General features: G+C 41.8%; 1 protein-coding gene. It reads left to right on the plus strand.

What is annotated here, in order from left to right; translation table 11 throughout:
- Positions 1 to 293: 293 nt before the first annotated feature.
- Positions 294 to 586 (plus strand): AAA family ATPase (locus RCF13_RS02975; RefSeq protein WP_308140845.1); only part of this gene is annotated, 293 nt, incomplete at its 3' end.

Consider the following 586-nt stretch of genomic DNA (forward strand, 5'->3'; position numbering starts at 1 on the left):
GATCCCCATCCCTTGCTGCAGCCCTTCCATCAGCAGGCGGCGCTCCGATATTTTGGCCAGCTCATTCGCCTGCTTCGCTTCCCATTCCGCATAGACCCATCTGGCGAATTCAGGCTCGCTGACGGCAGCGGCCACCCAGTCGAGCGGGAAGTCCGTCGTGCGGTCGTACTGCTTCGTAATCTGAATAATCTTAGAATTAAAGATGAAATCTTTACTGCCCTCAATTAGATGGATACATTCTATTTTCCACTAAATAGATTAGAAAACGATAATAACACATTAGGAGGATTACGATGCACCAGCTTGATTCATTACATCCCATTATAGAAAAAATAATTAACAATATTGAAAAGTTAATGGTCGGAAAGCGAAAAGAAACACTATTAGCTTTAACAGCTCTCTTAGCTGAAGGTCATGTACTATTAGAAGATGTTCCTGGCGTTGGGAAAACGATGTTAGTACGTGCTCTTTCTAAATCTATTTATGCTGATTACAAACGTATTCAATTTACACCTGATTTACTTCCATCAGATGTAACAGGTGTTTCTATTTACAATCCGAAAGAGCTCCAATTTGAGTTCAAGCC

The organism is Stenotrophomonas maltophilia group sp. RNC7, from assembly GCF_030910085.1.
In the GTDB taxonomy this organism is placed as follows: domain Bacteria; phylum Pseudomonadota; class Gammaproteobacteria; order Xanthomonadales; family Xanthomonadaceae; genus Stenotrophomonas; species Stenotrophomonas sepilia.